Below are 18,738 nucleotides of genomic sequence, written 5' to 3'. Positions count from 1 at the left end.
CATATCAGTGATGATGGTGATCGCTCATGATGACGTAGGGTCCCTTCTCCCGTTCGGCGAGGAGGGTCTCTTTGCCGTATACGCCGGAGAGAATCTCCTGCTTTAAAATGTCGCGGGGAGGCCCCTTCCCGTAGAGCCGGGTTTTTAAGAGAATCAGAGAGTCGACGACAGGGCTGATGATGTTGATGTCGTGCGTCACGAAAACAATCGTCAGGCCGTAGTTCTGATGCAGGCTCCGAATCAGATCGATCAGATGATGCTGCGCGGCGGCGTCAATCCCGGTGGTCGGCTCGTCCAGCAAAAGGATCTGCGGACGTTGGGCCAGCGCCCGCGCGATGAGGACCCGCTGTTGCTGTCCGCCGGAGAGACTGCCGAAGGGGAGATCCTTCAACGGTTCGACGCCGACCGCTTGCAGCGACTCGAAGACGATTTCCCGGTCTGCCTTCGCAGGACGGCGAAAGAGCCCGATCGCGGCATAGCGGCCCATCATCACCACCTCCCACGCGGTGATCGGGTAATGGGGGTCGATCAGTTCCTTTTGGGGAAGATATCCGATGCGGGCGCGGTGCTCGCATCGTAAGGCATGGCATTCGCAATCAAAGATCTGGACGCTTCCAGAAACCGGATGGACGAGGCCGAGGATCGCTTTGAGGAAGGTGGTCTTCCCGGAGCCGTTCGGCCCGATGACGCCGGCAAACTCCCCTTCCATGATATCGAGGGTGATCTCTTCCATGGCGATCCGGTTGGCAAAGGCGAACGTGGCGCGGACGAAATGAATGATCGGTTTTGCGGCGGTGTGCGGTGTCGGAACCGTTTTCAAGGCCGGATGGGCCATTAAGATCCTCCCAAAGCCTTGATCAAGGTCTCGGTGTTGTAACGGATCAGGTCGACATAACTCTCGGTTCCCGGAAGGGCGCCCGGCAACGGGGAGAGAACGACCACTCCGGCCCCCGTCTCCTCGGAGAGGATTTGGGGAACTTTTGGGTTGAGCTGCGGCTCCGAGACGATCACTTTCACCTTCTCCCGCTTCATCAACTTGATCAGTTCGCCGAGATGTTTGGCCGACGGCTCGGTGCCGACCTGGGTCAGAATATCCCCTTTGATGACGAAGCCGAACCGCCGGGCATAGTAGGGCCACGCCGGATGATGGGTGACGATGTTTCGGTTCGGCAGGCGGTTCACCTTTTTCTTCAGCTCCGCTTCGAGCGATTCCAGTTCCAGGATGTAGCGCGACTGATTTTTCAGGTATTCGCCGCGGCGGGCCGGATCGAAGCGGATCAGCTCGTCCGTAATGTGCCTGATCATTATTTTAACATTTTCCGGATCGAGCCAGATATGAGGATTCCCCATCGTATGTTGTTCCTTGAAGGCATGCTGCGGGTCGATGGTTTTGTCCAGGTGCTCTCGTTCGGGCCGTTCGGCGTGATCGCGGATGAGTCCCACCCCGTCGGAGGTGGTGACGATCCTCAAATCGGGGCGGTCGGCATTTTTGATCAGGGCGTTGACCCAGATCTCCAATCCCAATCCGATCTTGACCAGCAGTTTCGCTTCTTTAATGGCAAGGAGGTCGCTCGGCTTGGGGGTGTAGGTATGCTCGCTTTCCATGCCGGTGATCAGCGACTTGACCTCGACACTGGAACCGCCGATCTGTTCCGTGAAATCTTTAAGGACCGGGAGGGTCACCACGATCGGGATTTTATCTTCCGCGTGGAGTCCGGTCGCAAAGAGAAGGCTTCCCAGGAGGAGAACCGCTTGGAAGGACAACTTTTTATGCTGTCGGCTTAAAAGCATCGGGAAAAAATAACACCATGTGAGGAATAAGTCAAATCGAATTCCGATAGAGGATGATCGACAATCCGGCCGATCGCCTTACAGTTTTTCCCGCTCTTGATCGGCCTTGGCCGCCCAGACAAAGTCGCTCTCGGTCAGGCCGTTGATTTTATGCGTCCAGATGGTCAATTTGACCTTTCCCCAGGCCAGATAGATGTCGGGGTGATGGAACTGCGCCTCGGCCAGCTCGCCGGCCCGAATCGTAAAATCGAGCGCCTGCCGAAAATTGGGGAAGGTGTACTCCTTTTCGAGATGATGTTCGTCGATCACCTTCCAGCCGTTCCCGAGTTTTTCCAGGAGAATGGATAGCTCTTTCCCCTTCAGCGGAGGAACGCCTCCCTTACAGGGGATACATTCTTTCTGCGCCAATTCACTCGCCATGATGACCTCCTCTATCCACCGTTACGGTAGAGACGTCCCGGCGGGACGTCTCTACCTGCGATGACAATAACACGCCGGACCCTTCGGAACAAGTAGAGACGTTCCGCCGGAACGTCTCTACTTGACCTTTCTCATCAAATTCGGTAGCCTTCCGCCTTGTGAAGATCATCGGCCTCATATCGGGAACCTCTTCGGACGGCATCGATGCCGCTCTGGTCGATATCCGAAAAAATCGAGGGCGGCTTCAATTGGAGTTGATCGCCTTTGAGGTTTATCCCTATCCGAAATCTCTCCCGCGGCAATTAATCGATCTGGCCTCCGGTTTCCCTCAATCGATTGCGAACGTCTGTCATCTGAATTTTTACGTCGGCGAGCTCTTCGCCGAGGCGGCGCGGGAGATTGCCCGGAAGGGGCGGGTGCCTCTTGGCAAAATTGAATTGATCGGATCGCATGGACAGACGGTTCATCATCTTCCGGAGCCGAAGCGGGAAGGCAAGCGGGCGATCCGCTCCACCCTCCAGATCGGGGAGCCGTCGGTGATCGCCGAGCGGACGGGAATTACCACCATCGCCGACTTTCGCCCCCGCGATATGGCCGCTGGAGGCGAGGGGGCGCCGCTGACCCCCTATCTTCATTTCCTTCTCCTTTCCGATCCAAAACGGTCGCGCGCCGTTGTGAACATCGGAGGGATCAGCAATGTCACCTATCTGAAAGCGGGGGCGTCTCTGGAAAAGACGGCGGCCTTCGATATGGGGCCGGGGAACATGGTGATCGACGGGTTGGTCCGGACCCTCACCGGGAAGGAGATCGACGAAGGGGGAAAGATGGCGCGCCGGGGAAAAGCGGACGCGGCCCTTTTGTCGGAGCTGATGCGCCATCCTTTTATCCGAAGAAAGCCGCCGAAGAGCACCGGCCGCGAGGTCTTCGGGGCGTCGATGGTGGCGTCGATTCTCCAATCGACCCGGATGCGCCGTCTCCCGCCGGAGGACCTGGTGGCGACGGCGACGACTTTCACCGCTTCGGCGATCTCCGAGAACATCGATCGATTCATCTTAAAACGGGGAAGCCTTCACGAGGTGATCGTCGGAGGGGGCGGGGTGCGGAATCCGGTCCTGATGGAGTGCCTTGCCGAACTGCTCGCTCCCATCCCCGTTCAACCGTTCGAGGCGTTCGGCTATGAAAGCCGCGCCATCGAAGCGATGACCTTCGCCCTCTTTGCCTATCAAACCTTCCACGGCCAGCCGACGAACATCCCCTCCGTGACCGGGGCGCGACGGCCTGTCCTCTTGGGAAAGATTGTTCCGGGAGCTTCTTTCAATCTGAAATAATCCATTGAGCCGCCGCCGCTTCCATTTCGAAAGCGGCAGCGGCCTTTCAACGATAAAACCCTGAAGATAAACGGGACGGTTACGCGGCCCGCGCCACGTATTGCGGCTTCACCTCCTCGGCCCGCTCCGGCGCCGTGTTGGGGGCTTTCTCGGCGTCGAGTGATCTCAGGCGGATCTCGGCGGTTCGCTTCGCTAATGCTTCGCTTGCCCGGACGAGCTCCTGTCCGGCCGACTCCATTCTCAGCCGCACGACCTCCTCAGAAGGGGCTCCGGACGCGTTGACGATCCGTTGATAGGCGTAGCTCGGCCAGTTGCTCGGAAGCGCGTCGATTCGCTCGAACGCGCCGTCGGGCATCAGGCGTTTGTTGACCGTGTTGAAGAGAACGTCGGCGACGTACGCTTTGTTCTCCTCAAATGTGCCGGGGGTCGGAAGGGTTGTTCCGACGATCTCCTCCGGATCGCGTTTGTCGTACTTCTTGAGCATCTCGCCGGCGATCCTCAAATGCTCCAATTCGTAGCCGAGGAACATTTCCCAGATCTGCTTCAGCTTCGGATCGACTTCCGTCGTGTAGCAGGCATAATAATTGGCGCACTCCACAAATTCATGGCAGACCCATTTCTCATGCCAGGTTTCCTTAGGATCCATCAGCGATTCATACTGTGTGACATGCTCCTCTTCGACCTCCGAAATTTCGGCGTACAGCTCCCTTAAATCGGGACTCCCATACTGAAACCCATGTGACTTGTAGAACAGGGCGGTCTGCTGCTCCGCCGAGAGAAGGGTCAGGATGTTCGCTTTTGAGATCGGATTCGCCTGGTTCTTCTCGTAATGTTTCCGAAGGCGAAGGATCGGATCGTTGTGATGGTCCTGCGTCGGCCGTCCGGGGAAGACATCGGTTTTTCCCTGGAGAATTTCGTCCGGATCTTTCCCCTCGATCAGGTCGAGCATCTGGGCGAAACGAAATAGATGATCGAAATCTTCAAGAAGTCCGAAATCGAACACTTCCTTTACGTAAGGATCGGGCTCGGTGCGGGCCAAATAGGCGGTGAGATCGATCGCCACCTGCTCGTAGGCGATGCTCGTCTCCAAAATTGTCTGGTCCGGCGGGTTGAGCCAGTTGATCGTGACCTGCTGCTGGTGCTCCACCCGTCGCGTTTCGGCGAGGCGCGCCTGAATCTCCTTATGGTCGGTGTTTCGGGCGAAGGAATGTTTGAAGAACCACCCTTCGTTCTCGATTCCGTTCATGAGAATAATCCGGGTGCGGGTGTAGGCATCGACCTGCTGTTTTCGATAGGGGAGCAGGGCGATCTGCTTCCAGTTTCGGATCTGTTTTTCCAGAGGGATCCCTCTCTCTTTGAATGGGTTCATCGCCATTTCTCACTCCTTCGGTTAGAGGTTGTTTTATTGCTTGAAGTTTTAGAAGAAATCGGACTGCTCGACGTGTCCGGTGAAACAGCAAAATGAGTGCCGGTAGAAATGGAGTGAAGAGAGATGCTCTTTTTGATTTTTTTATCGGGAATGGAACGGCGATGAATTCGGAAGTGAGAAGAAATGAATCAGTTCGTTCTTTCTTGAGTGGGGCGGGTGATCAGAAAAGGATCAAGCGCCGAAGACCGCCCGTTGCAGTCCGTCCCAGAAGGTTTTCCGGTAGGCGAGCGATTGCAGGGCGCCGTCGCGGAGGCGCTTTTGGCCCTCTTCGGTTTCGACGTGGCGGGAGATCAGCTTGTTGAAGACGACGGCGTGCTCGACATCTTCGACGATATGAAGCGAGAAGTACTCGACATCCTCATCGGTCAGGCTCGTGTTTTTCTTGAGCCCTTCAATTAAATAGGCGAACATCGTCGGGATGGAGAACTCGTGTCCGGGACCGATGGCGCCGAGGGCGAAGAGAAAGTCTTTCCCTCGGGTCATCTCCTTGTGGCCCTCGATGAAGCGGGAGGTCTCCGGAAGGATCTTCACCCTGCCCCAGGCTTCGTCCGGGAGACCGAGCGCCTTCAAGAAATTTCGATAAAGGGCGGGGTGGCTTCGGAAGATGGTGTGCTGGCCGAACTCGTCGTCAAACACGGTCCGGAAAAGATCGGCGGCGTCTTTGTCCGGAATCTTCGGAAGCAGGTTGGTCATGTAGTTGACGAAGACCTTGACCAGTTGATAATGCTGAAGGCCGAAGGTCTGGATCTGCTCGACCGTCAGCTTCTCGGAGGCGAAGCGCTTGAGGAAGGGATGATGCACCGCTTCATGATGCAGGATCTCTTCCTCAAGGGAGTGGATAAACGTTTGGGCGTCCATCGTCGTCGACATGGTTTCTTCCGCTTAATAACCCATGCCGATGAACTTCGATTTGGCTTCTTCCATCAGATCGGCGGTGATCTGCGTCTGTCCCCGCTCTTTGGCCATCCGCTCGATCTCTTTTTTGGCCATCGGGCGGATGAAAGAGGGGATGTTGTCGAGGCGGCTTTCCGCCTCCTTCGACCAGACCATCTCACCTTGATCATTCTTGGAGGCGTCCATGACGTCCGGGGTGATCGTCGAGAGGCCGTTGCGCCGGGCGTAGCTTTCGATCCCCATCTGGATCATCGGCCGCATGAACGAGGGGACCTTCTCGATCCGCTCCTTCGCTTCGGCGGTCCAGGTCAATTCCCCGGTGGCCGCCTCCTTCTTGGTTCCCCCCTGCATCTGGGCGATCATGCTGGAGAAGGGACAGGTCCCGCCGCCGGAGGAAGAGGCCTTGGCCATCTCGGCCGCCATCATTTCTTTCTGGACCGTGGGAGAGGGGGCCGGCTTGCTGAAGTTGTCGGGGGTCTCTTTCAATGTCTGCCGGGTCAGCTCCATCGGCTCGGCCGGAGCGGTCCGTCCGCCCAGCTTCACGCCGAGCGCCTGGACCATCGCCGTCTCGCCGGGGTTGGTCACCATCGCCACCTTGGCATTACAGGTCGGGCAGGCGAAGGTCACGCCGAGCGATTGTTCTCCCGGGACTTGGACATTCTCAAAGGTCATGAAACTTTCACACTTCATACATACGAACTTCATGGGGTCCTCCGTAAAAGGAAAAATCAGAGATTTTGTGGGACGCTACAATTTTTCGGCAACGATCTTTTTATAATCCAAGAGCTGTTGAATCCGGTTGGCGATCTCATCGAACCGCTTCGAAATCGGATGCGTCGCCGCGAGCGGCTCGCCCGAGTCACACGCGTGCGACAATTCGCGGTCGAAGGGGATCTTTCCCAAAAGGGGAACATCGAGCTCTTCGCAGAGGTCTTCGCATCCTCCCTCAAAGAAGGGGACGGCGGTGCTGCAATTCGGGCAGAGGGCGCCGCTCATGTTTTCGACCAGTCCGATAATCGGAATGCCGAGATCGCGGGCATAGACGATCGATTTCTTCACGACGGTTTTGGCGACTTCGGAAGGGGTGGTGACGACGACCGCGCCGTCCAGCTCCGGGATGAATCCGGCGATCACCGGCGGCTTATCGGCGGCGGCGCCGGGGGGAAGATCGGTGAAGAGATAATCGATCTCGCCCCAGTTGACGTCCCCGAGAAATTCGCGGATGACGTTCATTTCCATTAATCCGAGCCAAACCGGGGAGAGCTCCATCGGTCCCTTCCAACGGACCGGAGAGTCTTCCTGGCGAAGGAAGAAATCCATCGAGGCGACCTTCATTTCATACGGCCCGACCGGCGGGATCGCTCCTTCGGAGGTGAACTCGAAGCGGTCTTTGACGCCAAGCATCTTCGGAATGCAGGGGCCGTTTAAATCGACGTCGAGGACCCCGACCTTGTTTCCCTGCCGGGCAAAGGCAAGGGAGATATTGGCGGTGGTCATGCTTTTTCCGACGCCGCCTTTTCCGCTCATGATCACGATTTTCCGGCGGATCTGGCCCATCCGGATCTTGACCTGGAGCGACTGGTCGACCAGCTGCTTCATCACCTGCGCGTCATCGGTAAAGTGAATCTTTTTAAGAATTGTTTTTAAATCTTTTTGAGCTTCTGGGGACATTTCCGGCACTCCGAATAAATATGGCCCGAATCTTATAACATCGGGAGAACCATGTCAATGAATTTGTCCGTTTTGAAGGCCTGAGAGCCGATCGGTCATCGGCTTCGTGAGAGCCGTTTTGAATGATTTATTGAGGGTTTGTGACTCAGCCCCGGCGAAGGGAGCGGAAGAGATCGACCGCCCGGGTCACCGCTTCGAGAAATATCTTTAAGTCGGCCGAAGTATTATAGAGGCCGAAGCTCGCGCGGGCGGTCCCGGCGATTCCGAGACGGCGCATCAGCGGCTGGGCGCAGTGGTGACCGGCCCGGATGGCGATCCCCTCTTCATCGAGGGAGGCGGCGAGATCATGGGGATGGATTCCATCACAAGTAAAGGAGACGATCGGGCCGCGGGCCTCTCCCGGCTTGGGGCCATACAGGGTCGTTCCCCGAATCTTCAAGAGGCCGGCCGCGGCCTCCTCCGCCAACGCCGCCCCGTGCGCCTGGATCCCCTTCATTCCGACCCGGTCGAGATAATCGATCGCAGCGGCGAGGCCAACCGCCCCGGCGACGTGCGGGGTCCCTGCCTCGAATTTCCAGGGAAGGGTGTTCCAGGTCGCCGTCTCCGGCCAGACCTCCCGGATCATCTCCCCCCCTCCGAAAAAAGGGGGCATCCGCTCCAACAGATCGGGCCGAGCGGCCAGGACGCCGATCCCGGTCGGGCCGAGCATCTTGTGGCCGGAGACGGCGAGGAAATCGCAGCCGATGGAGGCAAAGGAGATCGGCTGATGGGCGACCGCCTGTGCGGCATCGACAAGGAGCAGCGCCCCGACCGAAAGGGCCGCTTCTCGGAATCGCTCCAACGGCGTCACGCTGCCGAGGGCGTTTGAAAGCGCGGTCACGGCGATCAGCCGGGTCTTGCGGGTGACGCAGTCGGCGAGCCGATCGAGGTCAAGCGCGCCGTCGCGGACCGGGAGGAAGCGCAGCCGAGCGCCGCGCTCCTTCGCGACAAGCTGCCAGGGGATCAGGTTGCTGTGATGTTCCAAGTCAGTGAGCAAGATCTCATCGCCTTTCCGAAGAAAGCTCCTCCCCCCGCTCTGCGCGACGAGATTGATCGCTTCGGTCGTTCCCCGCGTGAAGACAACCCCTTCCCGGGGAACGTCGATGAATCGGGCCACGCGGTCCCGCGCCGCTTCATACCGGGCGGTCGCCTCTTCTCCCAGCGCGTAAATGCTGCGATGAACGTTCGCATTGGAGGAGAGGTAATAGTCCCGGATAGCATCGAGGACCTGGACCGGTTTTTGTGTCGTGGCGGCGTTGTCCAGATAGATCAGCGGTTTTCCATGAACGGTCCGCTCAAGAAGGGGAAAGTCTTTCCGCAATTGTTCGGCGTCGAGGCTCATCGGTGTTCTCGGCGGTATTCTTTGATTCCGGTTTGAAGGATCTCATAGGGGAGGAGGGCGCATTTGATCCGCGCGGGCCGAAGCTCCCATTGGAGCGCCTGCAGCAACGTTTCAGGAGCAAGCGTTTCGATTTCATCGAGCCGCCGGCCGGTGACCATCTCGGTGAGAAGGGAGCTGGCCGCCTGGCTGATGATGCAGCCGTCGGCCCGAAACCGCGCCGCGTCCACCGTCTCTCCCGCGGCGAGCTTCAACATGATCCGAATCCGGTCTCCGCAGAGGGGATTTACATCCTCATAAGAGATGTCGGGGTCTGGGAGCGATCCGGCATTTCGGGGATGGCGGTAGTGCTCCAAGATCCGCCCGCCGTAGGCGATCATGGCGCGCTCTCCCTCTCATAGGGGGGAAAACGGAACATCATGTCGCGATTTAAGATCCCCCCGTGGCCGAGGTCGGCGATCTCCTCCGGGGAGATCCTTCCGCGCGCCAAGAGTTTGGGGAGAATGAGATCAAAGACGGTTGTCTGTGAGAAAAGCCCGCAGCGGGGGAGTCCGATCAGGGGGACACCCTTGTAACCGGCGAGCCAGAGCAACGTTCCCGGGTGGGCCGGTATCCCGATCCGTTCCATCCGGGCCCCCGCCCTTTCCAAGGCGAGGAGAAAGGGGTCGAGCGGGTCCATGGCATTGCTGCCGGCGATCAAGATCAGCGTCGCCCCCGACGCGACGGCGTCCACGAGCGAGACGCGGATCACCTCGGGATCGGGGGGGAGATCAACGACTTCCCGTATCGTGGCGCCGAACCAATCGAGCTTTTTTTTCAGGACATTGAGAAAACGCTCCCTTGCGACCGGATCGCTTCGCTCAGAGAGGATGAGGCCGATCGAGCAGGGGAAGAAGGGGGCGACGGAGAGGAGGCATCCCGCCGGCCGGGTCCACCGCTCCACCGCTTCGATCGTCTTGTCGGGCAGGGCAAGCGGGGTGATCTGCGCATAGGCGATCACATCTCCGCCGCAGACGACCTGGCCGTTCAGGAGAGTATAAACGGCGATCCCCGAAAGGGCATTGATCCCTTGAAGGGTCGCCGCGTCGATCTTCAGCAGCCCTTTGTGCGATGCGCGGAGGGTCTGCTTGCCGTGCGCCCCCGCCTGGATGACGACCCCGGTTCCGGCGATTGCGCGGGCCAGGCGTTCTCCCGCCGCGATTTCATCGAGGTCCCCCGGCTCCAGCTGGACCAGGTGAAGCGTTTCCCAGGGGGCGGCGAGGAGGGCGGGGAGATCCGCTTCTAGAATCGGCGCTCCCTTTCTGAAAAGTATTTTCCCCTCGGAGTCGGAGAGATCATGGCAGAGACGCTGAAGAACGAGCGTCTCGGGGCGAAGCGCCTCCCGCCGGACCAATATCGCCTTCATTGGGGTCCTCCCGGTGCGGAGCGGCCGGAGGTCGTTGCAACCGCGGGTCGGCTCAACGGGGTTCCTTCACGCCCATACTTCACGGCGAGGATCTCCGACAGGATGCTGATCGCAATCTCCGCCGCCGACTGCGCGCCGAGGTCGAGGCCGATCGGGACGCGAATCCGTTGAAGCGACCCTTCGTCGATCCCTTTTTCTCGGAGGAGGTCGAGGATCGCCCGTCCCCGCCGGCGGCTCCCGAGCATTCCGATGTAGGGGACATCGGTCCGGAGGGCGCGCGCCAGAACCGGCACGTCATACTTGTAATCATGGGCGACCAGGACGACCCAAACCCCCCGGTTCAGCGGAAAGGCTTCGGCGATCTCCGAGGGAATCCCGACCCGGATGTCGTCGGCGTCCGGAAAACGTGTCCGATTGGCGAAACGGGGACGGCCGTCGACCAGGACGGTCCGGAAGCCGAGTCCCTTCCCGAAGGTCGCGAGCGGGATGGCGACCGCCCCGGCGCCGAAGATCAGCAGCGTCGGTGGGGCGCCGAAGGTTTCGAGGAAGAGATCAATCATTCGGCCGTCGGACAACGTGAGGGGAATCGTCTCGGAAACGGCTTGATTTGCAATCCGAGCGGGGATTTCCCGGCGAAGCGCCTCGGCGAGCGCCGAATCGACCGGACCCTTTACCTCTCCCGTTGTGCCGATCAGGAATCGCGCCCCGATCGACAGGCCCTCTCCACCGATGACGGCCGCCAAGACCGCTCCTCCCTGTTCGGCGGCTGCGCGCGCCGCATCATATCCGCGGGCGGTGGGGTCTGCCGGGTCGGAGGGGTGGATCGGCTCGATGAGGATGTCGAGGGTTCCCCCGCAGGTTAAGCCGATCTCCCAGGCTTCCTCATCCCCCAGTCGGAGCGACAGAAGGCGGGGCCGTCCGTCGCGGAGGACCTCTCCGCCGGCCTCGATCACCTGCGCATCGACGCAGCCGCCGATGGTCACCGAGCCGAGGATCTGGCCCGCCTCATCGACGAGCATTTTGGTCCCTTCTTTGCGGGGGGTCGTCCCGCGGGTCCGGATCAGCGTCGCCATGGCGGCGCGGGTCCGGGTGCGGCGGAGTTGATCGATGAAGTCAAAAGTTTCCATAAAAATTTATAGGTCTTATAGGTCCTATCGGTCGTATAGGACCTATAAAGGTCTTTTCTTTCTCGCCCGGTAGAGCCGCTCTGCGAAACCGCCTTCATTTAGAAACTGTTTTTCAAGCTGTCGCAATTGCCGGTCGAGCAGGTAGTTGGTTTGGTGGATCAAGCAGATCAATGTGTTTGCAGCAGTTTCTGCACTTTCTTTTTCGACATAGGTCCTATAGGTCTTATACGACCTATCCTTTTCAAAAGCGAGTTTTCTCACCGCTTGCGCGGTGGAGTGATTCTTTGCCCAAAGGGCCAGCCCGTGTTGCCTTAAATAGTCCTGGTAGTCCAGCAACAATTCTTCGAGGCTCGCCCGCGCCACGCTCACCAGTTTCAGTTCTGTTTTCCTAGAAGTGCCCGACGCCACGCTCCCCTCGGCGATGTTCTGCTTGCCGCTCCGCGCCGCCTGAACCATCTGGTCGCGCGTGCGTGATCGGTGCTCCACAAACCGGTCGCAGAACCTCACGGTGGCGTCATAAACGATCTCCGCGTTTTGATACGACTTCAGCTCGCGGTATCCGCCGTGCGCTCCGATCAAAACAGGAATTGGCTTGTCGCCGTTTTTCATGGGGTCTTCACTCTACGCAGCATGGGCGGCCGGGGCGGCGTCAAACTTCGCTTTACACCCGTCGCAGCAGAAATGAAATAACTTTCCTTGATATTCAGATTTGTATTCGGCTCCGACCGGGTTGACCATCATCCCGCAAATTGGATCTTTGGTCTTAGCGACGACTTTATCCTCCCGACGGACCTTCGGTTGGTCCTTTCTTTCGGCCCGCCGGAGTTGAACGATCTCAGCCAAGATGCTCAGCGCAATCTCCTCGGCGGTCTCTGCTCCGAGGTTCAAACCGGCGGGAGCCTTCACCCGCCCCAGCGCTTCCGGAGAGACCCCCCGCTCGCGCAAACGCCGTAAGATCGCATCGGCCCGCTTCCTGCTTGTGACCAGGGCGATATATCCGGCGCCGGTTCCGACCGCCTGCTCGATTGCTTCTTCATCGAACCGGCCGTGTGTCGCGACGATGACCGCGGCGCGCGCTCCGATTTCGAGCGCGGGGAGGTCGAGCCGATGAATCAGCCGGTCGGCCGCCGGAAACGAATTCGGATCGGCCAGAGGGTCGATCAGGGTGACGTCGAATCGCATCGCCTTGCCGAGCCGGACGAGCGCCGCGGCGACCGGATCGCGTCCCAAGACGATCAGCGGCGGATTCGGCAGTTGCGGCTCGATGAAAAGATCGATCGTCCCCCCGCTATAGCAGGGCATCGGGACCGTTTCCATCCCTTCCATCGGTTCCTCCTTTCGAGGGGTGATCCGGAGGAAAAGGGGCTTCTCTCCGCGGATCGCCTCGATTCCTTTTTCGATCACGGTATCCCGGGCGCAGCTTCCCCCGATCCATCCGTGGAGGGCGCCGTCTTCCTGGATGATCGCTTTGTCTCCCGGCTTGGCGGAGGTCGGCCGCTCGGCCCGGACCACGGTTGCTCGGGCGAAGGGGGTTCCGATCCGGCGGAGTCGGGCTTCGATCTGCGATAAGTCGTCCGGAACGGCGGAGACGGCCCGGTCATTCGGCTTTTCGGACGGCCCCTTCGGTTTTCCTTCAGCCGCCCGCTCGAAATCTTCCGGAGTGTCGATGTCGATGATCACTCCCGGATCGTCGACCGCCACCTTCACGATCCGGCCGGGATGATTTCCGAAGAGGGCGCGGCAGCCGATGTCCCCTTCAATCTGCTGCATCTCGTCGAAGAGCGACCTTGAAAGGAGAACCGGGTTTCCGCGGAACCCGTTGTAGGTAGGGATCACCACGGCGGGATGCGTTTTGCGGAAGGTGTCGACCAGGGCCGCCATCGTCTCGGGGGAGACGAACGGCTGGTCGGCCAGAACGATGAGCGCTCCTTCCGTCGCCGGGGACAGAGCGGCCAGGGCGATCTTCAGCGAACGGCTCATCCCCTCCTCCGGCCGGTCGTTCCGGACGGCGCGGGCGCGGCCGACATCGATCTCTTTGAGAATCGCCTCGGCCTCGGTCCCGAGGACCAGGATCACCTCATCCATCCCGGCTTTCAGGACCGGATCGAGCGCATGCTGCAGAAGGGGTTTGCCGTTCAGCCGGATCAACTGCTTGCATTGGCCGAATCGTTGGGAGGCGCCGGCGGCCAAGACGACCGCCGCGATTTTCGGATTATCCCTTTCCATCGGCGCTCCTTTTTCCGAAGAGCCGCAGCAACCATTGCCAGATCGCCCGGCTCAACAGGGCGAAGGCGTTGATCGGCGCCGCAGGGGAGGGAGGAGAGACCGCCGCCGCGGCATCAGCCGGCTTTTCGAGGCGCTCGCGGACCGCCGCGGTGAATTTGTGAAAGATTTGGTCGGCGACGTCTTGAATGAGCCCGCGGCCGAATTGGACCAGCTTCCCGGTCAAGTTGACCTCGGAGGAGATGGAGATCTCCGTCTTGCCCGGATCGATCGCTCGAAAACGGCTGACCATCTTTCCGTCGGCCCCGCCCTTCCCCGTCACATCTTGGCCGCGGCCGACGGCGACCACTTCATAGGTTGCGCGGTCCAGTTTTTCCAGGCGGACCTCCCCTTTGTATTTCGCCATGATGGGCCCGACCTTCGCGGAGACGGTCCCTTCATAAGTCGTCGCATCGATCTGTTTTGTCAGCTCGGCGCCCGGGAGGCATTGGGCCACCTGTTTGGGATCGGTCAGGAATGCCCAGGCCGCCTCGATCGGCGCGTTGATCTCAAATTTTTTATCGAATGTGAGTCCCATCGTCTTTCTCCTTCAATCAGACGCCAAGCTGGGTGATCAGCGTTTCCAGCGATTCAAGATTGTGCGCGGCCCCGAAGTGGTCGACAAAGGGGAGGGCGGCCTGCATACCTTGGCAGAGCGGCGCGTATTCGGGGTCTCCCAACAGCGGATTGAGCCAGATGATTTTTCTCGCTTTTCTCCGGATTCCTTGCATGGCATGAGCCAACAGGTCGGTCTCCCCGCGGTCAAGCCCATCGCTGAGGATAACGACCACCGATTCCGGCTTCAACAAGGACGGGTATCCGGTTAGAAATGCGTCGAGCGATTCGCCGATCATCGTCCCCCCCGACCAGCCGGGGACCGCTTCCGCAATCTCGTCGAGGAGACGGTCGACCGTCTGGACCCTCAGAAGCGGCGTCAGGTGAGTCAGGCTTGTGTTGAAAACGAGGATCTCGACCGAATCAGTGAACCGTCGGAGGGAGAGGAGGAACCGGATCAAGAACCGGCTGTAAGAGTCCATCGACCCGCTGACGTCGCAGAGGAAAACCAGCCGTGCCCGCTCGATCGGGCGTGTCCGGCGGGCTAGCGTGATGAATTCCCCGCCATACCAGAGCGCGGCGCGAAAGCTCCGGCGCAGATCGATCTCCTCTCCGCCATGGGCGGGGACCCTCCGCCGGCTCCGGCGTGTGGCGAGCCGCCAGACCAGCTTGTCGAGGAGCGCCTCCATCTCATCGAGCTCTTCCGGGGTAAGGGTTTCGAACGACCTTTTCCGGAGCGGCGCTTCCCGGCTCGATCCGACCTGAACCGTCTCTTGCCGCTCTTCGGATCGGGAGGAGCGCTCCTCTTCGCCGGGCCAAGAGAGGGGGGGACCCTCTCCGGAGGGCCGGGATCGGCGCGCCGGGCGGGGAGGCGATTCGGAAGAGACGATCTCCTCCCCCTTCCAGAATTTGCGGAAGAGTCGATCGAACGGCGCTAAGTCGGCGTGACGCCGGACCAGGGTGGAGCGGAGGGCGAGATGGAATTCGTCGAGATCGGCCAGATCGGCCTGAAGGATCGCTCGGCCGGCGTCGATTTCTTCCGACGGGCCGACCCGAACGCCGGCCTCCCGGAGATGTCGGCAGAAGAGGGCGAGATTCTCGATGAGATCGCCGGGACGGGATGGGAAATCAGAAAACGCTTGCGTCTTCATCGAAGGGTCCTTTCCACTTCCGCCAGCAGCGTCTTCGTCTCCTCCGGACCGAACGCCTTTACGTCGTGATAATTCTTCAACACGCAGCCGAGCGTTTCTTCGATGGCCTCCGGGTCAAGATGATCTCTGTGCAGCTGCATGAGGGCACGGGCCCAGTCGAGGGTCTCGGCGATCCCGGGGGTTTTATAGAGCCGGCGCGTTCGGATTCGCTGCATGAAGTGGCCGATCTCCTGGGCGAGCCGCGCGTTGATGTCGGGGAGGCGGCTTCGGAGGATCGCGATCTCTTTTTCGAAGCCGGGGGGATCGATCCAGAGGTAGAGGCAGCGCCGCCGCAGCGCGTCGCTTAAATCGCGGGTCCGGTTGGAGGTGAGGAGGACGATCGGAATCTGCTCCGCCCGGATCGTTCCCAACTCCGGGATGGTGACCTGAAAGTCGGAGAGAAGCTCCAGCAGAAAAGCCTCGAACCGCTCGTCGGCGCGGTCGACTTCGTCGATGAGGAGAACCGGAGGGCGCTCCTTTTGCGTGATCGCTTTTAGAAGGGGACGTTCCAGGAGGCAGTCGCGGCTGAAGACCTCTTCCTCGATCTGGGCGATCGGGTTCGGACGATGGGATCGATCCGGATCGAGTCCCCGCCGCTCCTCCATACGAATGCGGAGGATCTGCCGGGGGTAGTTCCATTCGTAGAGGGCGGAATGGACGTCGAGTCCGTCGTAGCATTGGAGCCGGATCAGCTCGGTCTGCTGAATCTGGGCGAAGACCCGCGCCACATCGGTCTTCCCGACCCCGGCCTCCCCCTCGATCAGCAGCGGCCGCTGGAGCGACCGGGCCAAGAAGAGCGCCGTCGTGATCGGGCGCTCGGCGATATACCCGGCCTCGGCCATCCGGGATTGCAGCGTGGCGATTTCTTCTTTCATGTCGATCCTTTGGGGCGTATGCAATACGCCCCTACTCGGCGACCCCTTTTTCCTTCAAAATCTTCCAGACCTTCGCGGCGGTGATCGGGATGTCGATGTGCCGGACCCCCAGATGCCAGAGGGCGTCGACCACGGCATTGGCGATGGCGGGGGGGGCCCCGACCGTGGCCGATTCCCCCACCCCTTTCGCGCCGAGGGGATGATGGGGGGAGGGGGTGCAGGTCTTGTCGGTCTCCCACTTGGGGGTCTCCACCGCAGTGGGGAGGAGATAATCCATAAAGCTTCCGGAGAGGTTGTTCCCCTGGTCGTCGTAGATGATCTCTTCGAGCAGGGCGGGGGCGAATCCCTGGGCCAGCCCGCCGTGGATCTGTCCCTCCACGATCATCGGGTTGATGATGTTGCCGCAATCGTCGACCGCGACGAAGCGGCGGACCTTGACCTCTCCGGTTCCCCGGTCGATGTCGACGACGCAGATATAACTTCCGAAGGGAAAGGTCAGGTTAGGGGGATCGTAATAGTTCACCGCCTCCATTCCCGCCTCCATTCCCTGGGGGTGGTTCGTGTAGGCGGCGAAGGCGATTTCCTGAATGGTTTTCGATTTGCCCGGGACCCCTTTGACGATAAACTTCCCCGGCTCCCAGATCAGGTCCTCTTCGCTCACCTCCATGAGGTAGGCGGCGATCTTTTTCGCCTTCTCCCGGACCTTCCGGGCGGCAAGGGCCGCCGCGGCGCCTGCGGTGGGGGTGCTCCGGCTGGCGTAGGTGCCGAGGCCGTAGGGGGCGGTGTCGGTATCTCCCTCTTCCACGGCAACATGGACGGCGGGAATGCCGAGCTCCTCGGCGATGATCTGCGCATAGGTGGTCTCATGTCCCTGGCCCTGCGATTTGGTGCCGAAGCGGGCGATCGCCTTGCCGGTCGGATGGATCCGAAGCTCGCAGCTGTCGAACATTTTGATTCCCAGGATGTCGAAATTTTTCGAGGGGCCGGCGCCGACGATTTCGGTGAAGCTGGAGATCCCGATCCCCATCAGCTCCCCGCGCTTTCTCTTTTCGGCCTGCTCTTTTCGAAGCGCATCGTAGCCGATCTTCTCCATCGCCAGATTGAGCGCGGGGGCATAGTCGCCGCTGTCATATTCCCACCCGAGGACGGACTTGTAAGGGAACTGCTCCTTCCGGATGAAGTTCTTTTTCCGCAGCGCCGCCGGATCGATGTTCAATTGGTGGGCGAGAATGTCGACCATCCGCTCGATGGCGTGCGCCGCCTCGGTGACCCGGAACGAGCAACGGTAAGCGACCCCGCCGGGAGGTTTGTTGGTGTAGGCGGCGTCCATCTCCACGAAGGCATTTTTAAAATCGTAAGAGCCGGTGCAGATGCTGAAGAGTCCGGCCGGGTATTTCGACGGGTTCGCCGCCGCGTCGGTATAGCCGTGGTCGGCGAGGGTCTTGATCCGAAGGGCCGTCATCGTGCCGTCTTTTTTGGCGGCGATCTCGGCGGTCATGTGGTAATCGCGGGCGAAGGAGTCGGACTGGAGATTCTCCATCCGGTCCTCGACCCACTTGACCGGCTTGCCGGTGAGGACCGAGGCGGCGACGGCGATGACATACCCCGGATAAACCGGCACCTTTCCGCCGAACCCGCCGCCGATGTCGGGGGAGATCACCCGGATTTTTTCCTCCGAGAGGCCGACATGGCCGGCGACCAGCGCCAGGACCGTCCGGATGGCATGGGGGGCCTGCGTCGTCATGATCAGCTTCAATTTTCCGGTGGCTTTCTCGAAGTGGGCGACGCAGCCGCAGGTCTCGATCGAGGAGACATGAATCCGCGGCAGGTAGATCTTCTCCTTGACCACCACCTCCGCCTCTTGGAACGCCTTTTCAGTCGCGGCCCGGTCGCCGTTTTCCCAATGCCAGATGAGGTTGTCTTTTTTATCTTTCTTATCGGTTCTCAAGACGGGCGCGCCCGGCTCGAGCGCCTTGAAGGGATCGACAACGACCGGCAACGGCTCGTATTCAACCTCGACCGCTTCCACCCCGTCGGCGGCGATGTATCGGTCGGTGGCGAGGACCGCGGCGACCTCCTGCCCCTGGAACATCACTTTGTCGACCGGCAGGACCATCTGTGTGTCGGACATGAGGGTCGGCATCCAATGGAGCTTGTACTTGGCGAGGGTTTCTCCCGTGATGACGGAGAGGACCCCCGGGATGGCGAGCGCGCGGCTTGGATCGATCCGCTTGATTTTGGCGTGGGCGTAGGGGCTTCGGACGATGTCGAGATGGAGCATCCCCGCCATCTGGATATCATCGACATAACTTCCTTTTCCCCGGATGAAGCGGGGGTCCTCCATCCGTTTAATGGAATGTCCCATCCCACCGATCTCTTCGCTCGTTCGAGGTGTCATGTCGGGCTCCTTTTT

18 protein-coding genes are annotated in these 18,738 nt (G+C 60.2%); 1 reads left to right on the top strand and 17 read right to left on the bottom strand.

The genetic code is table 11. From position 1 onward, the window contains the following. Positions 1–4: 4 nt before the first annotated feature. The 3 genes from MNODULE_RS12355 to MNODULE_RS12345 all read right to left on the bottom strand — a co-directional run bounded on the left by MNODULE_RS12355 (position 5) and on the right by MNODULE_RS12345 (position 2,211). Positions 5–835 carry a metal ABC transporter ATP-binding protein gene (locus MNODULE_RS12355; protein ID WP_168060210.1) on the bottom strand — a complete coding sequence of 277 codons (831 nt, stop codon included), beginning with the start codon at positions 833–835 and terminating at the stop codon, positions 5–7. Next, positions 835–1,791 (bottom strand): metal ABC transporter substrate-binding protein, encoded by a 957-nt coding sequence (locus MNODULE_RS12350; RefSeq protein ID WP_238339471.1) that lies wholly within the window; start codon positions 1,789–1,791, stop codon positions 835–837. Before MNODULE_RS12350 ends, MNODULE_RS12355 begins: the two co-directional genes overlap by 1 nt. A 78-nt stretch (positions 1,792–1,869) precedes the next feature. Then, positions 1,870–2,211 (bottom strand): 4a-hydroxytetrahydrobiopterin dehydratase, encoded by a 342-nt coding sequence (locus MNODULE_RS12345; RefSeq protein WP_168060206.1) that lies wholly within the window; start codon positions 2,209–2,211, stop codon positions 1,870–1,872. Between the two features lie 158 nt (positions 2,212–2,369). Here MNODULE_RS12345 and MNODULE_RS12340 point away from each other — a divergent pair, with 158 nt between their 5' ends. Next, positions 2,370–3,539, top strand: coding sequence for an anhydro-N-acetylmuramic acid kinase (locus MNODULE_RS12340; RefSeq protein ID WP_168060204.1), 1,170 nt, complete (start codon positions 2,370–2,372; stop codon positions 3,537–3,539). A 79-nt stretch (positions 3,540–3,618) separates the two neighbouring features. Here the strand turns inward: MNODULE_RS12340 and MNODULE_RS12335 are convergent, their stop codons facing one another. From MNODULE_RS12335 to MNODULE_RS12270, 14 genes are all read right to left on the bottom strand, one after another. After that, complete coding sequence (locus MNODULE_RS12335; protein ID WP_168060202.1) at positions 3,619–4,914, bottom strand: ferritin-like domain-containing protein; 1,296 nt, start codon at positions 4,912–4,914, stop codon at positions 3,619–3,621. A 225-nt stretch (positions 4,915–5,139) separates the two neighbouring features. Beyond that, positions 5,140–5,838: an iron-containing redox enzyme family protein gene (locus tag MNODULE_RS12330; RefSeq protein WP_168060200.1), complete on the bottom strand. Its 699-nt coding sequence runs from the start codon at positions 5,836–5,838 to the stop codon at positions 5,140–5,142. 12 nt (positions 5,839–5,850) lie between these two features. Continuing rightward, positions 5,851–6,567, bottom strand: a complete 717-nt coding sequence (locus MNODULE_RS12325) for a PCP reductase family protein (RefSeq protein ID WP_168060198.1) — start codon at positions 6,565–6,567, stop codon at positions 5,851–5,853. A 42-nt stretch (positions 6,568–6,609) separates the two neighbouring features. Beyond that, a complete protein-coding gene (locus tag MNODULE_RS12320; protein WP_168060196.1) occupies positions 6,610–7,533 on the bottom strand; it encodes an Mrp/NBP35 family ATP-binding protein in 924 nt (307 codons plus the stop codon). Between the two features lie 145 nt (positions 7,534–7,678). Next, a complete protein-coding gene (locus MNODULE_RS12315) occupies positions 7,679–8,914 on the bottom strand; it encodes a SufS family cysteine desulfurase (RefSeq protein ID WP_168060194.1) in 1,236 nt (411 codons plus the stop codon). Continuing rightward, a complete protein-coding gene (locus MNODULE_RS12310; RefSeq protein WP_168060192.1) occupies positions 8,911–9,291 on the bottom strand; it encodes an iron-sulfur cluster assembly scaffold protein in 381 nt (126 codons plus the stop codon). Before MNODULE_RS12310 ends, MNODULE_RS12315 begins: the two co-directional genes overlap by 4 nt. Continuing rightward, complete coding sequence (locus tag MNODULE_RS12305) at positions 9,288–10,316, bottom strand: molybdopterin-binding domain-containing protein (RefSeq protein WP_168060190.1); 1,029 nt, start codon at positions 10,314–10,316, stop codon at positions 9,288–9,290. Before MNODULE_RS12305 ends, MNODULE_RS12310 begins: the two co-directional genes overlap by 4 nt. After that, positions 10,313–11,443, bottom strand: coding sequence for an XdhC family protein (locus tag MNODULE_RS12300; protein WP_168060188.1), 1,131 nt, complete (start codon positions 11,441–11,443; stop codon positions 10,313–10,315). Before MNODULE_RS12300 ends, MNODULE_RS12305 begins: the two co-directional genes overlap by 4 nt. Positions 11,444–11,485: 42 nt before the next feature. Continuing rightward, positions 11,486–12,052 carry a four helix bundle suffix domain-containing protein gene (locus MNODULE_RS12295; protein ID WP_168060186.1) on the bottom strand — a complete coding sequence of 189 codons (567 nt, stop codon included), beginning with the start codon at positions 12,050–12,052 and terminating at the stop codon, positions 11,486–11,488. 12 nt (positions 12,053–12,064) lie between these two features. Further along, on the bottom strand, positions 12,065–13,669 hold the full coding sequence (locus MNODULE_RS12290) for an NTP transferase domain-containing protein (protein ID WP_168060184.1): 1,605 nt from the start codon (positions 13,667–13,669) through the stop codon (positions 12,065–12,067). Further along, on the bottom strand, positions 13,656–14,243 hold the full coding sequence (locus MNODULE_RS12285) for an SRPBCC family protein (protein WP_168060182.1): 588 nt from the start codon (positions 14,241–14,243) through the stop codon (positions 13,656–13,658). The genes MNODULE_RS12290 and MNODULE_RS12285 overlap by 14 nt, the downstream gene beginning before the upstream one ends. A 16-nt stretch (positions 14,244–14,259) precedes the next feature. Further along, on the bottom strand, positions 14,260–15,411 hold the full coding sequence (locus tag MNODULE_RS12280) for a vWA domain-containing protein (protein WP_168060180.1): 1,152 nt from the start codon (positions 15,409–15,411) through the stop codon (positions 14,260–14,262). Further along, entirely contained in the window at positions 15,408–16,325 is a 918-nt protein-coding gene (locus MNODULE_RS12275) for an AAA family ATPase (protein ID WP_168060178.1), read from the bottom strand. The genes MNODULE_RS12280 and MNODULE_RS12275 overlap by 4 nt, the downstream gene beginning before the upstream one ends. A gap of 31 nt (positions 16,326–16,356) precedes the next feature. After that, positions 16,357–18,723, bottom strand: coding sequence for an aerobic carbon-monoxide dehydrogenase large subunit (locus MNODULE_RS12270; protein WP_168060176.1), 2,367 nt, complete (start codon positions 18,721–18,723; stop codon positions 16,357–16,359). Between the last annotated feature and the right edge of the window lie 15 nt (positions 18,724–18,738).

Source organism: Candidatus Manganitrophus noduliformans (assembly GCF_012184425.1).
GTDB classification, from domain to species: Bacteria; Nitrospirota; Nitrospiria; order SBBL01; family Manganitrophaceae; genus Manganitrophus; species Manganitrophus noduliformans.
Note: the sequence above shows the minus strand (reverse complement) of the source record. Positions and strands in the feature narration are given on the sequence as shown.

What these genes read in the sequence shown, in the direction of transcription:
- MNODULE_RS12300 (WP_168060188.1), bottom strand. Translation starts at nt 11,443, where the DNA reads ATGGAAACTTTTGACTTCATCGATCAACTCCGCCGCACCCGGACCCGC.
- MNODULE_RS12285 (WP_168060182.1), bottom strand. Translation starts at nt 14,243, where the DNA reads ATGGGACTCACATTCGATAAAAAATTTGAGATCAACGCGCCGATCGAG.
- MNODULE_RS12345 (WP_168060206.1), bottom strand. Translation starts at nt 2,211, where the DNA reads ATGGCGAGTGAATTGGCGCAGAAAGAATGTATCCCCTGTAAGGGAGGC.
- MNODULE_RS12335 (WP_168060202.1), bottom strand. Translation starts at nt 4,914, where the DNA reads ATGGCGATGAACCCATTCAAAGAGAGAGGGATCCCTCTGGAAAAACAG.
- MNODULE_RS12315 (WP_168060194.1), bottom strand. Translation starts at nt 8,914, where the DNA reads ATGAGCCTCGACGCCGAACAATTGCGGAAAGACTTTCCCCTTCTTGAG.
- MNODULE_RS12325 (WP_168060198.1), bottom strand. Translation starts at nt 6,567, where the DNA reads ATGAAGTTCGTATGTATGAAGTGTGAAAGTTTCATGACCTTTGAGAAT.
- MNODULE_RS12350 (WP_238339471.1), bottom strand. Translation starts at nt 1,791, where the DNA reads ATGCTTTTAAGCCGACAGCATAAAAAGTTGTCCTTCCAAGCGGTTCTC.
- MNODULE_RS12295 (WP_168060186.1), bottom strand. Translation starts at nt 12,052, where the DNA reads ATGAAAAACGGCGACAAGCCAATTCCTGTTTTGATCGGAGCGCACGGC.
- MNODULE_RS12275 (WP_168060178.1), bottom strand. Translation starts at nt 16,325, where the DNA reads ATGAAAGAAGAAATCGCCACGCTGCAATCCCGGATGGCCGAGGCCGGG.
- MNODULE_RS12310 (WP_168060192.1), bottom strand. Translation starts at nt 9,291, where the DNA reads ATGATCGCCTACGGCGGGCGGATCTTGGAGCACTACCGCCATCCCCGA.
- MNODULE_RS12320 (WP_168060196.1), bottom strand. Translation starts at nt 7,533, where the DNA reads ATGTCCCCAGAAGCTCAAAAAGATTTAAAAACAATTCTTAAAAAGATT.
- MNODULE_RS12355 (WP_168060210.1), bottom strand. Translation starts at nt 835, where the DNA reads ATGGCCCATCCGGCCTTGAAAACGGTTCCGACACCGCACACCGCCGCA.
- MNODULE_RS12330 (WP_168060200.1), bottom strand. Translation starts at nt 5,838, where the DNA reads ATGTCGACGACGATGGACGCCCAAACGTTTATCCACTCCCTTGAGGAA.
- MNODULE_RS12305 (WP_168060190.1), bottom strand. Translation starts at nt 10,316, where the DNA reads ATGAAGGCGATATTGGTCCGGCGGGAGGCGCTTCGCCCCGAGACGCTC.
- MNODULE_RS12290 (WP_168060184.1), bottom strand. Translation starts at nt 13,669, where the DNA reads ATGGAAAGGGATAATCCGAAAATCGCGGCGGTCGTCTTGGCCGCCGGC.
- MNODULE_RS12270 (WP_168060176.1), bottom strand. Translation starts at nt 18,723, where the DNA reads ATGACACCTCGAACGAGCGAAGAGATCGGTGGGATGGGACATTCCATT.
- MNODULE_RS12280 (WP_168060180.1), bottom strand. Translation starts at nt 15,411, where the DNA reads ATGAAGACGCAAGCGTTTTCTGATTTCCCATCCCGTCCCGGCGATCTC.